Annotated in this window: 18 protein-coding genes; all 18 read right to left on the bottom strand. The window is 48.4% G+C overall.

Annotated elements, in window-relative coordinates; all coding sequences use genetic code 11:
- Positions 1-50: 50 nt before the first annotated feature.
- Positions 51-944, bottom strand: a complete 894-nt coding sequence (locus DFR60_RS17720; protein WP_110324080.1) for a MurR/RpiR family transcriptional regulator — start codon at positions 942-944, stop codon at positions 51-53.
- Between the two features lie 123 nt (positions 945-1,067).
- Entirely contained in the window at positions 1,068-2,456 is a 1,389-nt protein-coding gene (locus tag DFR60_RS17715; RefSeq protein ID WP_110324079.1) for a glycine--tRNA ligase, read from the bottom strand.
- 43 nt (positions 2,457-2,499) lie between these two features.
- On the bottom strand, positions 2,500-3,126 hold the full coding sequence (locus tag DFR60_RS17710) for a hypothetical protein (RefSeq protein WP_110324078.1): 627 nt from the start codon (positions 3,124-3,126) through the stop codon (positions 2,500-2,502).
- Between the two features lie 212 nt (positions 3,127-3,338).
- Positions 3,339-4,001, bottom strand: coding sequence for a DNA repair protein RecO (gene recO, locus DFR60_RS17705; protein ID WP_110324149.1), 663 nt, complete (start codon positions 3,999-4,001; stop codon positions 3,339-3,341).
- Positions 4,002-4,016: 15 nt separating this feature from the next.
- A complete protein-coding gene (era, locus tag DFR60_RS17700; protein WP_110324077.1) occupies positions 4,017-4,922 on the bottom strand; it encodes a GTPase Era in 906 nt (301 codons plus the stop codon).
- A gap of 64 nt (positions 4,923-4,986) precedes the next feature.
- The gene (locus DFR60_RS17695) at positions 4,987-7,911 is read right to left on the bottom strand and encodes an insulinase family protein (RefSeq protein WP_110324076.1); all 2,925 of its coding nucleotides are present in this window, start codon (positions 7,909-7,911) and stop codon (positions 4,987-4,989) included.
- 315 nt (positions 7,912-8,226) lie between these two features.
- Positions 8,227-9,051, bottom strand: coding sequence for a YdcF family protein (locus DFR60_RS17690; RefSeq protein WP_110324075.1), 825 nt, complete (start codon positions 9,049-9,051; stop codon positions 8,227-8,229).
- A 246-nt stretch (positions 9,052-9,297) separates the two neighbouring features.
- Positions 9,298-14,112, bottom strand: a complete 4,815-nt coding sequence (locus tag DFR60_RS17685; protein WP_110324074.1) for a glycoside hydrolase family 97 N-terminal domain-containing protein — start codon at positions 14,110-14,112, stop codon at positions 9,298-9,300.
- Positions 14,113-14,402: 290 nt separating this feature from the next.
- Positions 14,403-15,989, bottom strand: coding sequence for a type 2 periplasmic-binding domain-containing protein (locus DFR60_RS17680; RefSeq protein ID WP_110324073.1), 1,587 nt, complete (start codon positions 15,987-15,989; stop codon positions 14,403-14,405).
- A gap of 4 nt (positions 15,990-15,993) precedes the next feature.
- Positions 15,994-17,655 (bottom strand): sensor histidine kinase, encoded by a 1,662-nt coding sequence (locus DFR60_RS17675; RefSeq protein WP_110324072.1) that lies wholly within the window; start codon positions 17,653-17,655, stop codon positions 15,994-15,996.
- A 25-nt stretch (positions 17,656-17,680) separates the two neighbouring features.
- Positions 17,681-19,198, bottom strand: a complete 1,518-nt coding sequence (locus DFR60_RS17670) for a response regulator (RefSeq protein WP_110324071.1) — start codon at positions 19,196-19,198, stop codon at positions 17,681-17,683.
- A gap of 284 nt (positions 19,199-19,482) precedes the next feature.
- On the bottom strand, positions 19,483-20,709 hold the full coding sequence (locus DFR60_RS17665) for a peptidase U32 family protein (RefSeq protein WP_110324070.1): 1,227 nt from the start codon (positions 20,707-20,709) through the stop codon (positions 19,483-19,485).
- A gap of 102 nt (positions 20,710-20,811) precedes the next feature.
- Positions 20,812-21,465 (bottom strand): O-methyltransferase, encoded by a 654-nt coding sequence (locus DFR60_RS17660; protein WP_110324069.1) that lies wholly within the window; start codon positions 21,463-21,465, stop codon positions 20,812-20,814.
- Positions 21,462-21,857: an MltG/YceG/YrrL family protein gene (locus DFR60_RS17655; protein ID WP_110324068.1), complete on the bottom strand. Its 396-nt coding sequence runs from the start codon at positions 21,855-21,857 to the stop codon at positions 21,462-21,464. Before DFR60_RS17655 ends, DFR60_RS17660 begins: the two co-directional genes overlap by 4 nt.
- An 80-nt stretch (positions 21,858-21,937) precedes the next feature.
- Entirely contained in the window at positions 21,938-23,605 is a 1,668-nt protein-coding gene (locus DFR60_RS17650; RefSeq protein ID WP_110324067.1) for a ribonuclease J, read from the bottom strand.
- Between the two features lie 21 nt (positions 23,606-23,626).
- Positions 23,627-24,094 carry a Fur family transcriptional regulator gene (locus DFR60_RS17645; protein WP_110324148.1) on the bottom strand — a complete coding sequence of 156 codons (468 nt, stop codon included), beginning with the start codon at positions 24,092-24,094 and terminating at the stop codon, positions 23,627-23,629.
- A gap of 8 nt (positions 24,095-24,102) precedes the next feature.
- Positions 24,103-24,384 (bottom strand): DUF1292 domain-containing protein, encoded by a 282-nt coding sequence (locus tag DFR60_RS17640; RefSeq protein ID WP_025530574.1) that lies wholly within the window; start codon positions 24,382-24,384, stop codon positions 24,103-24,105.
- A 6-nt stretch (positions 24,385-24,390) separates the two neighbouring features.
- The gene (gene ruvX / locus DFR60_RS17635) at positions 24,391-24,831 is read right to left on the bottom strand and encodes a Holliday junction resolvase RuvX (protein WP_110324147.1); all 441 of its coding nucleotides are present in this window, start codon (positions 24,829-24,831) and stop codon (positions 24,391-24,393) included.
- Positions 24,832-25,077: the final 246 nt, after the last annotated feature.

The following is a 25,077-nucleotide window of genomic DNA, read 5'->3' as shown; positions in this document are numbered from 1 at the left end:
CGGTTCAAAAACAGATTCTGATATGACTTCAGGCGATTGATACGGCTTTATTATGAGTTCTCCTCTTCATCCGTTGGTTCCTTCAGATTCCAGTAGTCCACCCCGATCCTGAGGGTCTCGTGGCAAACCATTTCAAGAGACGATTTTACATGACTTTCATAGGTCTGTGCGAGAAGCATGGAGAAGAAGATGTCCAGCACATAGGTGGTGGCTGTAAAGGAGGTAATCACTTTTAAGCTGAGCAGGGAGTCCCTGGACGGGATTTCCACGATCTCATGACACCATTTGCGGATTTCCTCATTGTGACGGCCCACGATTCCCACCACATACGATCCCGTCGTCTCCTTTAAATATCGGGCGGTCTCAATCATATTCTTGTTTGCCCCGGTAAATGTGATGACAAAGGACACCGCCTTTTTCTTTTTCCCTGCGGAGAGATAATGAGCGTTGACACTCTCATAAGCCGCGCACTCCATCCCGAGAGTGGCAAACTTAAATGCCGCCGACTGGGCCAGAATATAGCTGATGCCGCTGCCATAGATATCGATCCTGTCCGCCGACTTAATCCTGTTGCAGACGCGGATCATAACATTCCTGTCCATGCACAGCTCCGTGTCGGTAATGGCCTTGTCATACAGTTTCGGCAGTGTATTGATGATATCCGTAAATGTACTTTTCTCCGTAATTGGCTCCTTGCTTAAGAGCTGGTTGACCCGGATATTCTGCACCATCTCTGAGACCAGCTTTAATTTCAGCTCCTGATATCCCTCCACCTCCAGCTTTTTGCACAGCCGGACCACCGTAGCCTTGCTGGTATAGGATACCCTGGCCAGTTCCTCCGTGGACATCTGCTGGATTTCCTCCACGTGATCCAGAATATACCGTGCCACCGCCTGCTCCTGGTGGGTAAAACCTTCCATCTGCTTCAATTTCTCCAGAATCATCCGATCACCCCCTTCAAAAGTCAAGAGTCTGGTTTAACCTGTTTTATGAACTGTAAACTGAAATCGGACCGGCCGCCACCGGATCTGTATTCTTATCCGGAGACGGTCGGCCCGGCTCAGTCGCTAAAAGCGAAATTTATCCTCGAAATAATTCTTCAGTTCTGTGATCGGAACTCTCACCTGCTCCATGGTGTCGCGGTCGCGGACCGTAACTGCATGATCTTCTTCAGAATCAAAATCGTATGTTACGCAGAACGGTGTTCCAATCTCATCCTGTCTTCTGTAGCGTTTTCCGATGTTGCCTCTGTCGTCAAATTCACAGTTATAATACTTGGAAAGCTCAGAGTACACCTTCTCGGCGCCCTCGTTCAGTTTCTTGGAAAGCGGAAGCACACCGATCTTCACCGGCGCAATGGCCGGATGGAAATGGAGAACGGTACGCACGTCGCCTTCTCCGATTTCTTCCTCGTCGTATGCGGAACATAAGAACGCCAGGGTCACACGGTCAGCGCCGAGTGACGGCTCAATTACGTACGGAATATATTTCTCTTTCTTCTCATCATCAAAGTAGGACATGTCCTGACCGGACGTGTTCTGATGCTGCGTTAAGTCGTAATCCGTTCTGTCCGCAACACCCCAGAGCTCACCCCATCCAAACGGGAATAAGAACTCGATATCCGTAGTAGCCTTGCTGTAGAAGCAGAGCTCTTCCGGAGCATGGTCACGGGCGCGCATCTCGTCTTCTTTCATGCCCAGCGTCTTCAGCCAGTCAATACAGAACTGTTTCCAATAGGAGAACCACTCCAAATCGGTTCCAGGCTCACAGAAGAATTCCAGCTCCATCTGTTCAAACTCTCTGGTACGGAAGGTAAAGTTACCCGGCGTAATCTCGTTGCGGAAGGATTTACCAACCTGCCCGATGCCGAACGGGATTTTCTTTCTGGAGGTTCTCTGTACATTCTTAAAGTTTACAAAGATTCCCTGTGCCGTCTCTGGTCTTAAGTATACGGTGTTCTTCGCATCTTCCGTAACACCCTGGAATGTCTTAAACATTAAGTTGAACTGGCGGATATCAGTGAAATCATGCTTTCCGCAGCTCGGACAGCAGATGTTGTTGTCCTCGATGTACTTTTTCATCTCTTCCTGAGACCAGGCGTCTACAGAACCTTCGATCGTGATTCCGTGTTCAGCCATGTAATCCTCGATCAGCTTATCCGCGCGGAAACGCTCCTTGCAGGCCTTACAGTCCATCAACGGATCGGAGAAGCCGCCTAAATGGCCGGAAGCCACCCAGGTCTGTGAGTTCATTAAGATAGCGCAGTCCACACCCACGTTATACGGGCTTTCCTGAACGAATTTCTGCCACCACGCCTTTTTTACATTGTTCTTCAGTTCCACACCTAAATTGCCGTAATCCCAGGTATTTGCAAGGCCGCCGTAAATCTCAGAACCCGGATAAACGAATCCCCTTGATTTTGCCAGCGCTACAATTTTTTCCATTGTCTTTTCCATGTCCTCAAACCTCTCTTATTTTATTCCATCCGCTCCGGATTCTTTATTTGAATATGATGTAATTCTTTCCTTCCGACAGCTCCGCTATGAAGCTGCTGTTTAATTTTACCCCGTCGGAGGTGTACATGATCTTTCCTTCTGTCTGAATCTTTATCGGTCCGCCGTCCACGGCAACGACGTGATAGTCGGTCTTCTTCGCGATCTCATCTGTGGATGCCGTCTTGCCGTCCGCTGTCTTGATAAAGATCGTTCCGGCCGCCCCCGCTTCTTCCAGGGCCTGGGCCACAGGAATAATATCGATGGAGTTCACCTGATTGGCCGTGTCCTCATAAATGGCAGTAAACTGCGCTAAGTCGCTTCCTGTCGCATAATCGAAGATCATGCTGGCCGTACCTTCCTTTAAACTGCATGACTGTAAGGTAACCGCTCCCTCTCCGTGTTCGGCGTTATACGCCGCCACGTTTTCTTCAAGGAAGGACTTCCATTCCTCTTCACTATAATAATCCTGGCTGTCGTACGTCTCAACGGTAGCCGTTGAAAAAGTTCCCGCATCCGTCACGAAAATGCCGCTGCTCTTAGGTTCAAAGGTACTTGTTCCCCCTCTTCCGGCACATCCGGCAAGTATCCCCGCTGTGATGAGAACCGCCAGGACCGCTTTCATTTTTTTCATTTATCATCCTCCTGCATTTGGCGCATACGAAAGCATTATACCATAAACACCAGGTTCGCGAAAGACCTCATTATGTGTTTAGGCGTGCATTCTTACCAGGTTTGTTAAAAAACTCACCAAGTGTTCATAGTATACCAAATGCATCCCGTCATTTCAATACTTTATAGATCCTCCAATTAAGAAATTTCCCAATCACCATAGCAGCCCCATTATCACAGAGGCCGCCGCCCTGTCATCGCCTCCAGAATATCCAGTGAATGAAATTCCCTGTCGATAAACCGCTTCTTATTGATCTCCACGCACCGCCCAAATTCCCTGGATACATCATCGGTCAGCGCAAAGGTATAGAGATGCTCGACCGGCGACAGCACGACGAACTCCCATGTGTAATTGGCCGAATCGCTGACTTCCCTGGGGGGCTTTTCCGTGTACTCCCCGTTGATGGCCATGGCCTTCAGTTCGTACACGCGCCGGACCAGTTCGTTGGGAACCGCCGGCTTTAAAAGGGCCCTCACCGACTGGTATAACAGCTTCAGCATGGCCGTGCCGTCCATATTCTCCCTGGTATAGTAGTCCGTAAACTCCAGGAAATAGGAGCCGTAGCACGTTCCCTCCACGTCCATGGAAAGCTCGTCAAAGTAATTGGAGATTTCCGCCGACTGCAGGGAATAGGCATCCCGCCCTTCATATAACGTAAACTGCCCGAAGGCAAAGGGACGGCCGCAGGCCATGAGCATGCTGCCCGGCCTTCTGGCGCCCCTGGCAAACGCCGTAATTTTACCGCGTTCCTTCGTAAGGATCACCAGACGTTTGTCCATCTCCCCGGACGGAACGGCCTTTAACACCATCCCTGTAAGCCTGACAGCCTCTCTCACTTCGATCACCCGTTTCTAAATTTCTTTTCCATTGTATCCGTAGTTTTTCATATACAGTTCGCTGTCACGCCATTCCTTCCGTACCTTGACCCAGATCTGTAAGTTCACCTGGGTGTCCATCAGACCCTCGATCTCCCGGCGCGCCGCGCTGCCGATTCTCTTTAGCATGGCGCCTCCCTTGCCGATGATGATTCCCTTGTGGGAGTCGCGCTCACAGATAATCGTGGCCTCAATGTCCATCATGCCGTTTTTCCGCTCTGTCATCTTCTCGATGGTGACGGCGATTCCGTGGGGAATCTCGTCGCTCAGCAGCCTCAGCGCTTTTTCACGGATCAGCTCCGCTGCGATCTGGCGCATGGGCTGGTCCGTAACGGTGTCCTCATCGTAGTACTGAGGTCCGGAGGGCAGATACTTGTAGATTAAATCCAGCATCAGATCCGTGTTTTTATCCTTCAGCGCCGACACCGGAACGATCTCCGCAAAGCTGCATACATCCTTGTAGGCAGAGATAAACTCCAGGATCTCCTCCTGATTCTTTATGGTGTCGGTCTTGTTGATAACCAGGATCACCGGTGTCTTCACGTTCTGAAGCTGCTCCGCGATATGGCGCTCTCCCGCTCCGATAAACGTGGTCGGCTCCACCAGCCACAGCACCACATCCACTTCCTTCAGGGTATGCTCCGCCACACTCACCATATACTCGCCAAGCTTATTCTTTGCCTTGTGGATTCCCGGAGTGTCCAGAAAGATGATCTGTCCCCTCTCGTCCGTATAGACGGTCTGAATACGGTTTCTGGTGGTCTGGGGCTTATCTGACGTGATGGCGATCTTCTGGCCGATCAGATGGTTCATCAGTGTGGATTTTCCCACATTGGGACGTCCGATCAACGTTACAAAACCTGATTTATAATTCTTATCCATTCATTCTCCTTCGTGATAGATGTCAATTTTCGTTTTTCTATGGTGCGGCCTTTTCTGTAACTTTTTATGAGTGGAATAAGGTCTCTATTTCATGGAACATCGCCTTATTTGCCTCTATCTTTTCCTCATTGCCGATCACACATAGGCTTCCTGTTGAAAGAACCGCTTTAACGATCGGCGCGAGCGCCCGGATATCTTCCTTTGTCGCATTTAAAATCTCGTCTCTCTCCTGCTGCATCATGGCATCATCCACACCGGAAAGGTATGCAGACAATCCGCGGCTTCCCTTCGTGGAAGGCGGATACGGCACATCCATGTCGCTGATGGTGCCAATGACATACTTCGTCATGTCACGGTCATCCACATCAAAATTCTTCAGATATTCCACGATTCCCTCGTAGATCTCATTCGTCTCTCTTAAGTTCGGATCACGGTAGGAGGTTAAATACCCTTCCCCCGAACGTCCGAAGCCGCTCATGCAGCCGTAGGCACCGCCCTTGACCCTTAAATTGATCCACAGATAGTCATAGCTCAAGATAACCTTTAAAATACGCAGCGCGCCCGTATAGGAGAAGCCGCTTCCCGCAAAGGTTCCGCACCTGGCCACGTAATTAACCTGGGAGGCCGTCTTAAATCCCTCATTCCGGTTTCCGTCCGGAAACGCAAACGGATACGTCTCGCCGCTGCCTTCCGGGAGTATTTCCTTTAATGTCCGCAGCGCCGCCGGCAGCCGCCGGAAGCCCTCCTCATCGGCCGTATAGCTGACCAGCAGGTTTTTAACGGTGAAAAGGCGCTCCATCACCTGTTTTAACCTGGCAATGATCTCATTCTTATGGTCTGCATAATCTCTGTCTATCTGCTCTAAGAACTGGTAATACCCGATTCCGCCTGTGTTGTCATTATAATAGGAGGTCGGAGAAAAATAGGAGGTTGCTCTGGCTACAGCCGCCGAATGGCATGCTCCCTCCAGCTTCATCCTGCCTCTGGATCTGGTCTCACTGATCACCTCTCCCAGCCGTTTCTCGTCGTCCAGAATGGAATTTTTCAGGATCTCACCGAGAATGGAGAAGCCGAAGTCCAGCTTATCATACAGCACTCTGATGCTGGCGGTAAACACGCCTTTAAAATCAGCGCTGTTCTTTAAGTTCGGATAGGATGTGACACTAAAATTAATGCCGCCGCTGTTCAAATGGATCTCACTCGTCAGATCCCCATACGTATAGTGCTCCGTATCTACAAAGCCCAGAACAGATTTCAGCAGGCCCACATAACACAAGTCTTCTTTTGGCACCCGGGAGGTGTCAAACAGCAGCTTCAAATAGCCGATGCCTGAGGTAAACATCTCATGATGAATCACCTTCACGCCTTCGACTTCCTTCTCTTCCCAGATAATCTCCTCCGGCTCCCTGCCGATATCCTCTCTGGAGAGCATGGGAATCTTCTTTAATTCCTCCTGAGAAGACGGTGCTTCCTGGTATTCCCGAAGCGCTTTGGTCTGCTCCACGAGAGCATTGATCTCCTCCTCAGAAAGCGAGGCCTTGTAGGCGGCCAGACGTCCGGCAGTCTTCTCGTCTTCCTTCGCTGTCAGGTTCTTCTCCGGGCTTACCACGAGAACAGCTTCAAACGGATTATCCAGCAGATAATCGCGGATCAGCTGCTCAAAATAGCCGTCGTCCACCACATTTTTCAGGTAATCGAAGGTCTTCTGATAGGTCAGGTGCATCATCGGATCTCCGTCGTACAGCCAGCTGTCCATACACTGAAGGCCATACATCAGTCCTTTGGGCGCGGAACCGTAATCTGCCTCACGGTAGCGGAATTCATAGAAATTCAGCCCGGCCTTTAAGCTCTTTTTGTTGATTCCCTGATCCGCCAGCCTGCGGAGCGTTCCCTTTACTACGGCCAGGAATTCCCCTTTCTGCTCCTTATCCGCATTCTTTGCGATAATGGAAAAATAGGGCTGAAGGATTCCGTTTTGATATCCGCCAAGAATATCCTGTCCGATTCCCGCATCGATGAGCGCCTGCTTAAGCGGTGCTCCCGGAGCATCCAACAGGGTGTATTCCAGAACCTGGAACGCTACATAAAGCTGCGGGTCTAAATCATTGCCAACCACGGTATTGATGGAAAGATAGGTGGCCTGCTCCTCGGATTCTCCGTCGGTGATGGAATAATGAGTCTCTTCTTCCACCGGCCGGTCAAACGGTTCCTGCGGCAGAATCCCCGAATCGATCTTTGCGGTATCGTATTTGGAGAGATACTGGTCATTCAGCCATTCCAGCTTCTCCGCCATATCCATGTCTCCATACAGATAGATATAGCTGTTGGAGGGATGGTAATATCTCTTATGAAAATTCAGAAACTGCTCATATGTCAAGTCCGGGATAAACGCGGGATCTCCGCCGGATTCCTGCCCATAGCAGTTATCCGGAAACAGAACCTTTCTCGTATAACGGTCCAGAACCTCCTCCGGGGAGGAAAACGCGCCCTTCATTTCATTATAGACGACGCCGTTGTAGATTAAATCCGCTTCCTGGCTCTCCAGCTCATAGTGCCAGCCCTCCTGCATGAATATCTTCGGTTCGTTATAAATATTGGGATTAAAAACAGCGTCCATATAGACATCCATCAGGTTCTGGAAGTCCTTTTCGTTGCAGCTCGCCACAGGATAAACAGTCTTATCAGGATACGTCATGGCGTTTAAAAATGTGTTTAAGGAGCCTTTTACCAGTTCCACAAACGGATCCTTTACCGGGAACTTTTCGGAACCGCATAGAGTGCTGTGTTCCAGTATATGCGCCACGCCGGTACTGTCCTCCGGCGGCGTGCGGAATCCGATGGAAAATACCTTATTCTCATCGTCACACGATACAGCAAAAATTCGCGCTCCGCTTTTCTTATGGCGCAGCACGGTTCCCGTGGCTTTCATCTCATCCAGCTGTTTTTCTTCCACAACCTCATAGGCTGTCAAATTCTCTAACTGTCTCATATATTCTTTATTCCTTCCTTAACATTTTCTCTTTCTTACCATCTTGCCCATTCTCTGGCGATTTCATTATAATGTGTAAAAGAAGAACGGAACTTTACTTTTCCAGTCTAATATAGCATACCACAAGTGGGGCGGTTCTACAACAGAATGAAATAGGATGATACGCTGACCGATTTCCATATTTTACCATCCTAATTGTCTAAAATGACGGGCGTACCGCACACCTTACTGTAGCAAAACAGCGGGGAATTATCCCCGCCTGCGGCAGTCCTGTGCCTTCGCCCGTCTATCATCCATCTTCTTTTTCTTCTCTGCCTACATATTGCCTACCAGTTTATCTTTTAAGATCGCAGCACATTCCCGCACACAGAAATGCACCAGCAGCACCGGATCTGATTCACTGGAAATTCCATAAATATCCGGAATCCCCCATTTCTTTGCGATCTGTTCCGCTCGGAACACATGGAAATCGCTGGTCAGAACGCCGATTCTTATGGGTTTATCCGGAATTTCCTCGTAGGTTCCAGGTTCCATCGTGATGTCGGATCTGGCGCGGCGCGCTTTGCGCTTCGCCTGATCTTCCTCGATGGCGATCCTGCTGTAGGCAATGTTCTCCACTGTACTGAAAGAACGTGTCTCCAGGATCATCTGCTGCTCTCTCACGCCGTTAAATACGAGATAGTCCCGCATCGCAGACGCCTCGGTAACCGGTTCATCCTCGCCCTGACCGCCGGAAAGTACGAGTACGGTTCCCGGATTCTCCTCCAGATACTCGATTGCTTTATCGAGACGGCTCTTTAACGATTTGCTGAGCCCGTCTTCTTTTACTCTGGCTCCAAGCACAATGAGATAATCGAGATTCGAGGTGTCCCGGCTGGCCACTCCTGTAAAGATCAGGATCTCCACCATGGAAAACACCAGAATACCCGTACAGCAGAATGTAATAACCGACACGGGCAGCCAGAGCGGCACCCGGTCCTTATGCTTCATATAATATTCCCAGCCCAGCGCCAGTAAAAGGCAGGCAGCCGCAAATACCATCCAAATAAAGGAAAATGAAGTGGTAAAACCCGAATAAATGACGATAACTACATAGTATATGACACAGGCAGCCGCCAAAAGCCATAAAATCCATGTCATGATTGAAACCTCCGCTTCCATCAGAGTCAAACCCCGATAAGTTCGTGGTATACCTCACTAAGTCTTCATAGTATACCATAATCGAAGATTTTCTACAAGAAAAAGCAGAAGCATGTTCGGCTTCCTGCAAAAAGCAGAAGTGCCTGTAAGAACTGCGGTATCATTTATTTTACAGGAAACAGGCTAAAAGAAAAGACGTAAAGATATTCTCTTCACGCCTTTTCACATATAAAATATTTGATAGAACTACTGAACCCACACGCCGTTTTCATCCACCCTGTAACCGTCGGGTGTGGTGGTATTAACCAGCATTTTTCCTCTTGTTCCATCAGACACAGGATTAAAGTAATACCACTTCATGCTGCCGTCCGCATCTTTAACCTGTACCCATCCGGTCATCATGCGTCCCTCTGAACCATTGACTTCTTCCTGGAAATAATATTTGGCGCCGTCCGTATCTGTAAACCAGCCGGTAATCATATAGCCATTTTCGTCAAACCGGTACCAGGCATACGTCTCCTGTCCCTTGGAGGCATCTGCATTCGGAATGGTGACTGCCGCCCATTCATTTTTATACTGCTGCCCTCCGGAAGTAAACTGCCACGCTCCATTCTGCGTCATAGTCCATGTTCCCGTAACTGCGTTCACACCAGGACTGCTTACTGCAGGCGTATATGAACTGTCAGAACCGCTGTCACTGCTCGATCCGGAATCTGGTGTCGGCTCTGGTGTCGGCTCTGGCTCCGGCTCTGGTGTTTTTTCCAAACCGTTTCTCGCATCCGCCAAGTCTTTCATCATACGTTCAATCTTCTGCTGTGCCGCATCCTCATCTTCAGCCACTGCCTCGGCCTGCTTAAGAGCTGCTTGCAGTTTATCCCAGGATTCCTGCGTATAATCTTTGCTGTTTAATGCAGACAGTTCCTCTTTCAGCCGGTCGATCGCCGCTTTCAGTTTTTCCCTGGCCTCTTCTGCCGGATCTGTCGGATCTGGCTCCGGCTCCGGCTCCGGTTCCTCATCTGAAATCACATTGACTTCCACAGTTACAGACTTGCCCTGATAGGTAAACTGAACTTCCTTAACACCGATTTCAAGAGAATCAAAACCGGTTACCTCACAATCATTACCGGAAATCTCTTCGCTCGTCCCGTCTGTGTAATATGCAGTAAATGTGTAGCCGGATGGATCAAATTCATCACCTAACGCATACTCTGTCCTGCCTTCTGTCTCCAGCTTAACGCCCATCACCTCCAGTAAGGATTTTTGCCCGAATGGAATGATCTCCGCTTCACTTTCCTTCACTTTATAGGTGAAATTCTCAAATACCGCCGGACTGTTGGGAGCCTGAGGTTTACCCGAAGGCTGGTCATTACCGGCATATACGCCAACCTTAATAATCTCTGCACCGTTTAGCTTGACATTTTCCCCTGTTCCCAACTGTTCCCAGGTGATTCCATCCTCACTGGTATAAGAAGTTATCGTATTGCCGTCCTTCACCAGCTTCAGCCATATCGGATCATTTACCGCATGATCCGCCTTTTGATCATCCTCACCCAGCTTTCCGTTGTAATTTACCATATTCAGCACATTTCCGCCAAAGCTGCTGTGGTATCTCCTCCACAGTCCCGCATAGGACTCGGCCTTGTGGCTGCTGGACGGACTTTCATCTCCCAGAATCAGGAGGCCTGCGGCCTGATAGTCTGCCTCCGGTGCAAATGTCAGCTTTACGGAAGCTTCAAAATCACGGTCTGCTTTAATCATAAACTCGTTATTCGCAGTATTTTTACTGTTCGTGTAGATTCCGCCGGACTGAGTGGTAACGGTCAGGACATTTTCACTGTTCAGTGTCCAGTACTCCAGATCTTCATTTATAACTTCCCATCTGTCCAGCTTCAAGTACTCATCCGGATACACCCTCACTTCACAGACGGCCGCTGCGCTTCCGCAGGATGCCTTCACGGTTGCAATGCCGATTCCAACAGGAGTTAATCTTCCTTTTTCAACCTTGACAACCTTCTCATCGCTGCTCTCCCATATCACATTCTTGATCTTCGCGTCATCAGGTGCCACCGATGCAGTCAGAGTCTCGGTCTTTCCCATCGTCAGTTCCACCAGTTCCTTATTCAGGGTAATCTCTGTAACTTCCGACAGCGCTTCACTCTGTATCATGATCAAAGCTCCGCCCGCTTCTTTTAACTCCAGTGAGATCATATCCTCACTCGTTACTTTCTCGGTGCGGATTGTTAAAACATCCGGCCCATTGCCATCCTCTACAATATAAGCGTAGAATTCCCCGTCCTCCGGAAGGAAGCTCATATCTAAATCTGCCTGTCTTGCTTCATCGTTAATCACGCCGATATACCATCTGCCGTCAGAGGTTTCCCTCTCAATCACAACGTAGCTGCCAAGATCTGCATCCAGCACGCTGCTGTTGTCCCATGCCGCCGGCATACGCTCATACAGCGGTCGTGTTGCAGAGTTCAAATAGATGTCCGCTCTGTCTGCCATACAGTTAATACCTGTTTCAATGATTACCGGCATGGCTGCCATCTGTCCGGCTGTATAATGGCCCTGGTAGGAGTAGGTATTTCCGCCGCCGTACGGGCTGTTATGCTTATCGACAGAAAGCATAGGCGTATAATCAGCCGGTCCCACTGCATTCCTTACGAATGGAAGCATACAGTTATGTCTTGCCGTTACACCTGCAGAATCAAACAGAATCTGCTCCGCTCCATGGATTCCCTCTCTCGTAAGCAGATGCGGATAGGTTCTTCTCTCACCTGTAGCCTTAGGCGCGCCGTGAATATTCAGGATCATGTGGTTTTCCGCTGTTTTCTGTATCAGCTGCATATAGATCTTCATCTGTTCCTGGCTGTGTGAATTAAAGAAATCCGGTTTCACGCCCTTGACGCCCTTTGCTGCCCACTCGCTGATTACTTCCTGTTTCTCCGGTGTATTCAAATCAGCATTGTTGGCCCAGACGAAAACACCGACACCTTTCTCATCTGCGTACTCCATCAGATCATCAAACCAGTCAAAGTAGCCTTTGTATACGTAGCCGCCCGAATCCACTTTAGGCTGCCAGCCTTCATCCAAAAGCACATACTCCCAGCCCATTTCTGCCGCCAGATCTACATATTTCTTGTATGTATCAAAGCTGCTGGTACCTTCACCGTTCAGCCATGTCCATGCGCATGCCCCCGGTTCGATCCAGTCAGTGTCAATCACCGCTTCAGGACTAAGAGTCTCTGCCATGGTATTACTGTTGATCGTATTTAAATCTCCCATAACAACAAATCTCCAGGGCGATTCCCATGGATGTTCCTCTCCCTCAGCCCATGGATCCTGCACGGATGTGGAGGTTTCTACTTTTGTAGTTGGTTTTAGATCACCTGAGGAGAATCGGACATCCAGCTTTCCGGTTCCATCGCCATAGAATGCCGCACCAGCATATTCCTGGGAAAGAGCCGCCTCGGATATCAGGCCGTACGTACCGTTTGACTCGTACAGAAGGGGCATACAGTAAGCTCCGGTCAGCTGGCTGTTGGTCTTCTCCTTTTCCCTTGCTTCGTTATGATTCACAAATTCCATGGCCTGGGAAACGGCTTCATCCGGAAGTACAAACGCAGTCTTTTCCTCGCTGATGGTCAGCTTCTTTTTCTCCTCTGCCGAGATCTGGTAACGGAAGGCGACACCGTCGTCATACGCTCTCGCAATGACACGAAATGTAACATCCTCCGCACCTTTTGCAGGTTCTTTCTTTTTAAACGATAATACCATCTCATTACCGGCAGCTTCCACATGAGACTTTTTCGCTCCCAGTAACTCATAGGAATCGGTAACCTCCGAAGTCTTCACAGACTCGTCCGCCCATTCCAGATCATTGGAAAAGTCCCCCAGATTCGTATCCAGACCGGCTGTAACGCCGGCAGCCATGACATTCATCTCCTCGTTTGCATCGGTTACAACACGGTACTGAAGCTTGCCTGCGGGCGTTAAAGTGAAGAGAAGCTTATGCTCGCCGTTTGGTGATTCCACGCTTCTTGTATTTTCTTCATCCTCTCCAACCAGTATCTCTACACTCTGCTCCAGATACTCACCTGTGTTTTCATTGACGGCGGTTACTGTAATGACAGCAATTCCGTCTCCGATCCCGTTTACCTTCCAGGATCCGCCTTCGCCATCAACTGTGGCTATGTCCTCATTATCGCTTTCACAGCTGACGATAATATCTTCGCCGAATCTGGCTTCCGTCTCATCAAACAGCTTGCCGCGCACCGTCATTTTCCCCTCTGCCCCTACCTCCAGATAGGAAGGTGCGTTAACGCTCAGAGTTTCCATCGCTTTCAGCATAGCTTTATTTTCCACAATGCTTGCCTTGGCCCAGACACCGTGATCGTATTTCCCGTCATCGCCGCCCTTGCCAATCCAAAGCTTTAATTCTTTTGCACCTTCCGGAATCTCCACGACTGCCTTTTCCGCAATATCAGCAGCACTTAAAACTTTTGATGATTCCCATTTTGTGACGCCGTCAATCTCCACTTTAAAGTCACAGTCGCCGCTGCCGCTGGGAGCCGAGATCTGGCCATAGTGTACTCCAGCATATGCAAAAAATATCTTTCCGCCATATTCGCTCACGTCATAGGTGATCCATGCCTCAGCATTAGCTGTCATTCCCTTTTCAAATATCGTTGTGCTGTCTTCCGACAGTTTTAACTCGATGGGTTTATTCGTATCAAAATCCTTGTCCATCGTCCATTTGCCGTAGCCCGCCTGGCTTCCGGTGAACTCCATACTGCTTAAGTACGCTGGCGGAGTAGCTGAATTTCTCATCAGCCATGCTTTCGCATCGGAAGGTGAAGCCTTATCGGCAGCGTTTGAAGAAGATGCCTTCCTGTTCGCATTGGAATCCGAGGCTTTCCTTCTGACCGGTGCTGGCTGTTCTTCCCGCGTGCTCTGCCCGCTTTCCAGATCCACTGACGCACAGGCAGGCGACAGTGATGTCGTCGTCATCGCCGCACATAAGCCAGCCACCATGGCTCTTTTCATAAATTTCTTTTTCATAGTAACCTCCTTTTTAGTCAATACGTTATACCATTTCCCCTAATTTCGTTGTTCATTTGACATTGTATCTAAATATCCTCCAATATTACATTGGATTTTATTGTTTATTATGTGGATTTTTTAACTACTTTTTCAAGTGAAGTGTTTTTTTATATCACTTTTCACCAATCCATATCACTTTTTTACAATAATGTTTAAAGAGCAGAGAGTCTGGAAAGCCCGACTCGCGCGCCGAAGCGCAAATAAAAAGACAGCAGAACTCATCCTGCTGTCCGATTTTATTATTCATATTATTTTTTATTCCGGTATCGTTCATTCATGACCTGTTCCAGCCGGTCTACTCCCGCTTTCTCCATGTCGGCCAGCATATCGGCGTAAATCCGTTCTGACTCTTCCGGAGTTTTGGCACACACAGCCAGATAACAGGCGTTTTGGCCTATAGCCGTGATTTCCTGTTGGATAGCTGCCTCTGCCGTCCCCGCCTCCGGAGCGATTCCCGCATAAGGGGCTGTATCCCAGTAATCTCCTGACAAGTTTGTATACGCTCTTCTGGCTGATTCCGATAACCGCAGCTTCGTTGCCATATCATAGGGGGAACCATCTGACCCATTCCCATTTTTCGTCATCCATGTCCATTTCCGGATGCCTGTTTCGTCCCGTGTTTTTTCTATATTTACCTCAAATGAATCCAGGATTTCTTTTCTGGGTACGCGTTTTCCATCTACCTGGTCCCAGTCTTCTCCCTCGATCCCCCACAAGGTCAGATACTGCCCTTCCTCACTGGCCAAAAAGTTAAGCACCTTCATAGCTGCTTCCACATTCTCACAATTGTCTGTTATGCCGATACAGTCCCAGCCCAGAGAATTCCTGCCATTATAAGCAGTCTCTCCGTCTTTTATGCCGTCACCAAGAACTTTATAGCTGTAAAACTGCGCATCCCCGCCATACTTTTCTTTTAATACCACATTAATGGAATCCATATCCCAATACGCGCCTGCCGTCATGAATACTCTGCCGGATTTCAGCTTTTCTTCATAGCTCTGTGCTTTATTAACGAGCCAGTCCTTATCCAGAAGCTCTTCTCTGTACAGTTGATTTAAAAAGAGCAGCATGGGTAAATATTCCGGCGCTTTATAAATGGTCTGAATTTCACCTTCGTCTGTCTCATGGTAATATTTTAATCCAAACATCCCGTAGAGAGTCCGGCCGGAATTCTCCTGGTTAAAAGTAAAAGGGATGGAGGCCTGGCCATCGATCTCCGGGTACCGTTGATGGAAGGAACGAAGCAGTTCTGTTATCTCCTTTTGTGTAAATGCCTCGCTGCTGTCCGCCCGCTCCTGTCCGGCCAGTTCTTTTAAAATATCGTAACGAATCTGAAATCCGGCTACCGGCTCTAAATTTTCCCCATACCAGCTGGTAAGGTAATAGATATGTCCATCCTCATGCCTTAAGTCTTCCAATGTATCCCCGTACATGGACATAATGTCAGGTCCCATTGTTTCAATATGCACCTCCAAAAGGATTAACGCACCGGCTTCTGCGTATTTGTCAGCCATGATACCTGCTGTGTTTCCAGCAGCCAGATCTGTAATCACAATATCAGGGTAATCCCTGTTAGCAAGCATCAGCCGGGCTTTTTGAGAAGGCGCTTCCGTCGGATTGATCAATTCAATCCGTACCCCTGTTCTTTTCTGGATTTCCAGAGCAATTTTGTCATCAAACCGGCTGTTTCCTGACGACTTATCAAATACAGTAATAACCGGCTCCATGTCTTCCTGATTTTTAACGGAACTGCTTTCATGCCGCGTTATTCCACACCCGGCACAGACTGCGATAAGAATCATAAAACCTGCAATGCAAAACCACCTTTTTATCATAGCACTATCCCCGCATTTTTATAAAAGGAATCTCTATTGTCACTTTTGTACCAAATTCATACTCACTTTCCAGAGACAGCCCATACTCCTCTCCATAGGATTGTCTGATACGCGCATTTACATTCCGAAGGCCAAAACCGCCTGTTCCATTTTTCAGATCTTCATGTATCTTCCACACTTCCTCAGGATGCATACCGTTTCCATCATCTATAATTTCAAAAAAGATATGATCGTTCTGCAAAAATACACGCAGCAGAATTACCAGTAATTCCTGATCCCTTTCCCTTCCGTGACGAATCGCATTTTCTACAACCGGCTGTAAGATTAATTTTAACGTTTCGCAGGTGAGCAGCTCCTCCTCTATCTCAAATTCCATACGTACCATATCTCTAAACCGGGCATTCTGGACCTTTAAATAGCTTTTCAACAAGTCTATTTCTTCCCCGATCTGCAGGGTCTTCTTCCCATGATTTAAGGAAATCCGATAAAAATCCGAAAGGCTGCAGGCCATATCACTAACGTTTTCCTCCCCGTGCTGAATTGCCAGTGCAGACAGCATGGCCAGGGAATTGTAAAGAAAATGAGGATTTATCTGCTCCTGAAGCAGCTCCAGCTCCATCCGTTTTATCTCCAGTTCCTTTTTATAAGATGCCGCGATCACAAGCTCCAACCGCTCAGCCAGACCATTCACCCATCCCGCAATCTCTCCTATTTCGTCCGTTCCCAGAGCCGGAAGCCTGTGACTTAAGTCCCCGCTGCCGATGGTTCCGATTCCCTCTCTGACACATTCTACACGTTTTCTGAAAAAACAGGTAATATAAGCGTACATGCAGATAAATGCAATTCCGGATATCACAAAACAGCGAAAAAATATGACTATGGCGCTCCTGCGTATCTCCCGCAGAAGACTCTTTTTATCTGCCAGCACAATCGCTGTTCCGAAATCTTTAATCTCCTCTGATACAGCCATGAGCGGCCCTGGATACGTAACCGGATTTGCGATTCCTTCCTCCCCATACCGGGAAACGACAACACCGGCGGTATCTGTCACGAGCTGCGCAGTGCCGGGACTGGTATTCATCAGAAGCTGATAAACAGCATGTTCCGATACCTCAATTTTTATGATATGGGTATTTCCTGCTGTCTCGTATAAATTCAGCTTTGTAAGAAAAATCAAAGATTCTTCATGGACCATGGTCCGTCCCGGCTTCTGGACCTCCTGATACCATTCAGGCTCCTGCCCCTCCTTCAGATGGTAAAAATAGTAGGAATCCTCAGGAATCGTCTCATTCGTACTGTATATGGATATGCTCAGAATATCAGGATACAGAGCCATAATGTTGCGAAACAACCCTTCGGTGTAATAAAACAGTCCTTCATAGCTCTGGTTTTCATAGTTTGTATTCAGATAATTCAGCAGTTCTCTGTTTATATACAGTTGATCCATAATGGCATAATAACCGTTTACCGTTTCCCTGATTCCGTAAGTAAGCTGCTTTAAACTGGCTGTCATATCTTTCTGGGTTCGTTCAAGAAGATAGTCCCTGGTATTGTGATACGTATATATTGTTATCATGACAAGCGGCAGAACACCGAACAGCAGGTAAGCAGCAATCAGCTTTTTCCGTATATTCATACTCCCAAGCCATGTTTCTATCTTTCGCATTTTTTCTCCCCCATTTCATATCAGCCTACAAAGAATTACGGTATTCGCTGGGGCTGACCCCATAGCGCTTCGTAAAGACTGAACAGAAATAAGAGACATTATCATATCCAACCTGCCGGCTTACTTCCCGTACCTTTAAGTTTTTATCCTTCAGCAGACTGCAGGCCGTGGAAAAACGGTAATCCATGATGTATTCCAATATCGTCTGTCCCGTCTCCGCCTTGAATATTGCTCTGATATAATTGGGCGATAAATTCAGTCTGGTTCCTAATTTCTCCATGCTGATCTGTCCCTGGTAATTGTTTTTAATGTACTCTTTCACCTTCAGCACAACGTAACTGTTTCTTCCCTGTCTCTGCATCTCAAAATATGAACATATCTGATGCAGATATGTTGTCAGTATCTGCTCTGCCTCCAAAGAATGGAGGCTTTCCCCGATTTTTTCTATGGCCGTCTCTGCATTTAAAGCCATAAACTGGCTGATTCTGTCATTTCCTCTGACAAAATGGCAGTCCAGTTCCCAGACAAGTGCACATAAATATCTGACCGCTTCTTCTACCTCACACCGATATGCCTCCAGACTGTCAAACAGGTTCCTGGTAATTTCATAAATCCTGTTCTCTTCTGCATCTGGAATTCCTTCTTGATACCGGCTTACAGTCTCCATGTATACGTCCTGTATGGCCCCCGTTTTCCCAGGCTTCGGCTCCCTTGTCATTGTGTCTGCAATATCCGCCCGCTCTGCGCTTACTATCACTCCATCTGCTTTATAATACAACTGTGTATGGTACGAACAACTGACCAGATACGCCTCATGAAGATGTTGTATATCAATCGGCTCTTTGATATAGATCGAATTAAGTATCTGCGAACTGTCCTTTTTCCCCTCTGCGAGAATCTCCGCCGCCATTGTCTCTGTCTTTTTCGAAGGCTTTAACAGAAACGTAGTTTTATCGCGTTCCCATATCTCATAACGAATCTCAGGAAAACGGCTGCATATCTTTTCACAGGATACCTTGTTCATACCACCGTAGATCTGAAGCATCGTAAAAGATCCTGATAACTTATCTCCAAGCTTAACTGCTGTCTTTTTTACTTCTCTTCCCTGTAAAACAAGTTCTTCCATCATCGCATGCCTGGAAATTTCAAATGATTGCTCCGCCTCTTTCTCCTTTTTTATCAAAGCAGCAGAACGTCCAATTACATCCTTTACCACAGCCGGCACCACCGGTTTTAGTATGTAGTCAACCGCATCCATTTTGAATGCTGCTTTGATATACGCAAAGTTATCGTACCCGGTAAGATAAATAATCTTGATATTCAATCCCATTGCGCGGATTTTGCGGGACAGGGTAATTCCATCCATCACCGGCATCTCAATATCTGTAATTACAATATCCGGTTTCCTGTCCTGTACGATCTGTAATGCCCTTCTTCCATTACCGGCCGTATAAACCTTCTCCACTCCCAGAGAATCCCATTCCACACAGTGTTCCAGCATGTCCAGTTCGACTCTCTCATCATCGACCAAAAGTACAACCACTTCCGCTTCCCCCTTTTGTTACATCCCCATAGTTTATTCCTTAATCTGCTTTCTTCTATAGAAGTTTAGCACAATTATTTTTCGTACACAATATCAATTTGCCTTGATCCCTCCATGTAATACCGTGGCAAACCAGGCAAATTGCTCGTTCTCCTCACGGTCTTCGGCTCTTTTGGGAGCCTGTAAATAAGAGTATATGAATAAAAATATCCGGGAACCATGCAGAGCAGACTCACACATGGTTCACCGGATATTCATTTCTATCTTATGTTTGAATAAATTTCTCAGCTCTCACATCTCCGCAGAATATCGTATTTCTCCATCTCAATTCCCAGATCCACTTTAATCCTCTGCTGTGCATGGGGGGCGCTCTCCTGGGGATTCCCATCCTCATCATAAATCCCCTTAACAACAACCTCGATATTCCTTCCATCCGGCTTCATCACCTCGATGGTCTCTCCCACAGAGAACTTATTCTTCTGCTCCAGCCCTCCGTATCCACGGCCGTCCACAGACGCCACAGTCCCCAGATACGTGTAATCCTTCACATACGTGCTGTTTTCATAGATCTGCGCGGACGCATCCGGCCTGCCAAAGTAGAAGCCTGTCGTAAACTCCCGGTTGACACACTTGGCAATCTCCTCCCGGTACCAGTCCAGATTCGCTTCATAAAGCTTCGGATCCTTTCGGTAATCGTCGATCGCCTTACGGTAGGCCCTGGCCACTGTCGCCACATAGAGCGCCGTCTTCATGCGGCCTTCGATCTTGAAGCTGTCGATTCCTGCATCGATCATCTCCGGGATATGATCGACCATACATAAATCCTTGGAATTAAAGATAAAGGTGCCGCGCTCATTCTCATAAACCGGCATATACTCTCCCGGACGCTTCTCCTCAACGATGGAATACTTCCAACGGCAGGGATGGGTACAGGCGCCCTGATTGGCGTCCCTTCCTGTCATGAAATTGCTTAAAAGGCATCGGCCCGAATAGGAGATACACATAGCTCCGTGAATAAAGCTCTCGATCTCCATATCCTCCGGAATGTGGTCTCTGATCTCCTTAATCTCCTTTAAGGAAAGCTCGCGCGCCGTTACCACGCGCTTTGCCCCCAGATCATACCAGAATCGGTACGTTCCGTAGTTCGTATTATTAGCCTGGGTGCTGATATGAATCTCCATATCGGGTATTACCCGCCTGGCAATGGTAAATACTCCCGGATCTGAGATTATCAGCGCATCCGGCCTGATCTCCTTCAGTTCCTCAAAATACGCCTCCACGCCCGCTAAATCATCGTTATGGGCCAGGATATTGGCAGTTATATAGACCTTCACGCCATGTTCATGGGCAAAGACAATTCCCTTTTTGATCTCTTCGTTAGTGAAATTTTTAGCTTTCGCTCTCAGTCCGAAGGCCTCGCCGCCGATGTAGACCGCATCCGCACCGTAGATCACGGCGGTCTTCAGCACATCGAGGCTTCCAGCCGGAATAAGCAGTTCTGTCTTTCTCATCTTTTTACATCTCTTTCTATCTCCCGCCAATGGCAGGCATACATTTGTAATCTCTGGCCGCTTATCTCTGACTCGCACCTCTCTGACTCATACCTCTCTGGCTCACCTAACCCGCTCTCTTAAAACGCTTAAGGCGACGCCGTCCCCGATGGGGACAATCGACGTGGCCAGGCAGTCCGTATGTTTCAGCTCATATAAATACTCCCGCATCCGCCCATGAATCGTCCGGTTGCGCCGTTCCACCGCGTAACGGGATTCGATAATATCGCCATCCTGGAGCACATTGTCCGAGACAAGCATACTTCCCGGAACCATGAGTCTCATGATTTCGGGAAGCCATACGAGATACTGGCCCTTCGCCGCGTCCATGAATATAAAATCATAAGGACCGGTTAATTCCTTCAAGATCTCTCCGGCATCGCCGGGGAGCAGGGTGATTCGTTCACTCTCCCCTGCTCTCTCGAAGTTTTGAAGGGCTTCTGGTATCCGTTTTTCATATTTTTCAATCGTTGTTATGCGGCATTTCTCCGGCATGGCACCCGCCATCAAAAGCGTCGAGTAGCCCACCGCGGTGCCAACCTCCAGGATAGCCGCCGGTCGCTTCGCCTCCACCAGAGAGATCAGGAATGAGGCTGTCTCCTCGCGGATGACCGGCACCCGTTCCTTCCGGGCCTTTGACGCAATCTCCGTCAGGAGCGGTCCCCGGCTTCTCTCCAGCGAATTGATGTAGTCCGTGACTCTGTCGTTAACAATCATTCCTTCTCTTCCTCTTCTCCGGTATTTTCATTCATCAACTGAAGAATCTCCTTGGAGGTCATAGAGGTATTCACGGTATACGTCCCGGGATTCACTTCGTAGTCGAAGAAGATGGCCTGTATAACAAATGAATATTCATTCGCAATCAGCCCGTATGACTTAAGGAGCTTTGCCGCATCCGTGATGGAGGTGCCTTCCTCCACAGTAACGCTCCTGTCTCTTCCCGGAGCAGCTTCCACAGGCGTGGCATAGAAAATTTCATGTCCAAATTCATAGCCCTTTGTCACGCCTTCATAAAGAAGCAGCACAACCAGCGCGCAGACAATCAGCCTTCCGGATATTCCGATGATGGCTCCCGTTATTCTGTTGATCTCTTTTGTAGCACGGCTCATACTGTCATCCCTTTCATCACGAAAGTCCTGATTCTTTGATGCTTATATTGCTTCTGATTCTTATATTATTCTTCTGCTTCTTATACTTCCATAATAATCGGCAGAATCATTGGATTCCGTTTCATTCGTTTCCATAAGAAATCGCTTAAGCTGTCACGGATAATATTCTTGATTTTGCCCCAGTCGTTGACATGACGGTCGAGGCAGTCCTGCACGGCGTCGTTTACGACCGCTCTTGCATCCTCCATCAGATCCTCGGATTCTCTCACATAGACGAAGCCTCTGGACACGATGTCCGGGCCAGCCAAAAGCTGGTTGCTGTATTTTTCCAGCGTCAGCACGACAATAATGATACCGTTCTGAGCAAGGTTCTGTCTGTCACGCAGCACGATATTGCCGACGTCGCCGACACCCAGTCCGTCTACCAGGATTCCGCCTGCTGAAACGTGATCTACGATGCCCCATGACTCCTGTCCCAGTTCTACCACGTCTCCCGAGGACATGATCACGATATTGTCCTTCGGAATGCCCATAGCCTGTACCAGATTCTTCTGAGCCATCAGATGGCGGTACTCTCCATGAACCGGAATCGCGTATTTCGGACGCACCAGGGCGTAGATCAGCTTGATCTCTTCCTGACAGGCATGTCCCGATACGTGGGTATCCTGATTGATTACTTCAGCGCCCTTCATGGCCAGTTCGTTGATAACCTTGGATACAGCCTTCTCGTTACCCGGAATCGGGGTGGAACTGAGCACTATCACATCGGTCGGTTTAATCGATACCTTCTTGTGGGTGCTTCCCGCCATACGGGAAAGGGCCGCCATGGATTCTCCCTGGCTTCCTGTGGTGATAAGCACAGTCTGCTCGTCCGGATAATTCTTCAGCTGGTCGATATCAATTAAGGTTCCCTCCGGGATGTCGATATAGCCCAGTTCGCTGGCCGTTCCGATGACGTTCACCATGCTTCGTCCCTCTACCACGACCTTGCGTCCGTATTTAGCCGCTGAGTTGATCACCTGCTGCACACGGTCCACATTAGAGGCAAAAGAGGCAACGATGATACGGTTAAATTTATGATCTGCAAAGATATTGTCAAATGTCTTTCCCACCGTCTTTTCCGATGGGGTAAATCCCGGGCGGATGGCGTTGGTGCTGTCGCACATCAGGGCCAGAACGCCCTTCTTGCCCAGCTCTGCGAAACGCTCTAAATCGGCCGGTTCGCCGAATACCGGCGTATAGTCGATCTTAAAGTCGCCGGTGTGCAGGATCACGCCCGCCGGTGAATAGATGGCCAGTGCGGAAGCGTCTGCGATACTGTGGTTTGTCTTTATAAATTCAATACGGAAGCATCCAAGGTTAATGGACTGACCGTGCTTGATTACTTTCCTCTTCGTATTCTTTAATAAATTATGCTCTTTTAACTTATTCTCGATCAGTGCAATGGTCAGCTTGGTCCCGTAGACCGGCACGTTGACCTCTTTCAAAATATACGGCAGGGCCCCGATATGGTCCTCATGGCCGTGGGTGATCACAAATCCCTTCACCTTGTCGATGTTCTGCTTTAAATACGTTACGTCCGGAATGACTAAGTCGATGCCCAGCATGTCGTCGCTGGGGAAAGCAAGTCCGCAGTCCACTACGATGATGCTGTCCTCGTATTCGAACGCGGTAATATTCATACCAATCTGTTCCATTCCACCAAGGGGAATGATCTTAATTTTTGCATTGCTGTCCTGTTTCTTCAATCTGTTACCTCCATTTTTCTATTATTTTCCGTCCTGTTCTTCTTTTTCCATGATTTTCTGACAATCCCTGCAGTACCCGTAGAGCTTTACCTCATGATCCGTCACCTTAAATCCCATGGTATCGGAAATGGCCTGCTCCAGCGTATCAAGGAGGTCTCCTTCAAATGAAAATACTCTGCCGCAGCGGCTGCATATTGCGTGATGATGGTGATGTCTGGACTCACTTTCAAGACCCCCTAATTCATAGCGGGCAAAACCGTCGTCAAAGCTCACCTTATCGATTACCGAAAGATCCACCAGTACCTGCACGGTCCTGTATATCGTAGCCAGTCCGATCTCCGGGCATTTCTTTTTCGCGAGGTCATAGATGTCCTCCGCCGTTAAATGTTCACCCGGGCGCTCCGCCATGATTTCCAGTACCAGCATGCGCTGATTTGTCACTTTGAGTCCCTTTTTACGAAGCATGTCTTTAAAAACTTCCTGTTCCATATTCTTCATCACTTTTCAATATCCACGTCCGCGTCTTCCAGCAGTTCGGAAAATATTTTAAATAAATAATCTATCTCGTTATCATCCTCTACGAACTCGTAAAGAGCATCCGCATCGTCGCTCTCCGATAAGTCCTTCAGAATGTAACATTCTCCTTCTTCGTCGTCATCCGCTGCATCTGTCACCAGCAGATAACTCATTCCATTAATTCTGGTCTCTTCCAGAACGTAAAAATCCACGGCTCCGCCGTCATCTGTCACCAATGTGATCTTCTTTTCTTCGTTGCTCATCGTTCGTCATTCTCCTCTGGTCGTGCCGCCTGGCAGACTGTCCAAATAGCCCTGCAGAATCAATCCGGCCGCCACTTTGTCGATGACCGCCTTCCGGTTTTCCCGTCTGACTCCGCTCTCCTGTAAGATCCGTTCCGACTGAACGGTTGTAAGCCTCTCATCCCAGAGTACCACCGGCAGTCCGGTCCTGCGCTCCAGCATGGTTTTAAAGCTCTCTGTTTTCTCTGCACGGTCTCCCAGAGTATTGTTCATATTCTTAGGATAACCCAAAACAATGGTTTCAATCTCATATTCCCGAATCAATTCTTCAATTCGGGCGCAAGTCTTTCTTAATTTGTTCTCGTCTTCTCTCGTAATCGTCTCCACCGCCTGGGCAGTAATGCCAAGGGAATCGGATACGGCAACGCCAACAGTCTTGGAACCGTAGTCAAGGCCCATTATTCTCATATTTATTTTCTCCATATTCGTCAAACCTTCCGCCGCTAACGGCAGTGTCCCTGACCCTCGCGGCCGCCGGACAGACATGCGGGCATGTCCTCCCGACTCATTGCCTGCGGAAATAAAAGCTCCAGTTCAGCCGTTCTATCGGTTATCTGAGGAACTGCAGCAAAATTCAAATACCCCGCCGCGGACAACGGGGCATCACATTTGCGCCCCGCAGGTGGCGGGGTATTGGCTCCCGCAGAAGTTACC

The organism is Hungatella effluvii (assembly GCF_003201875.1).
Taxonomy (GTDB): Bacteria; Bacillota; Clostridia; order Lachnospirales; family Lachnospiraceae; genus Hungatella; species Hungatella effluvii.
The sequence above is the reverse complement of the archived record's forward strand: the minus strand, read 5'-3'. Positions and strand labels throughout refer to the sequence as shown.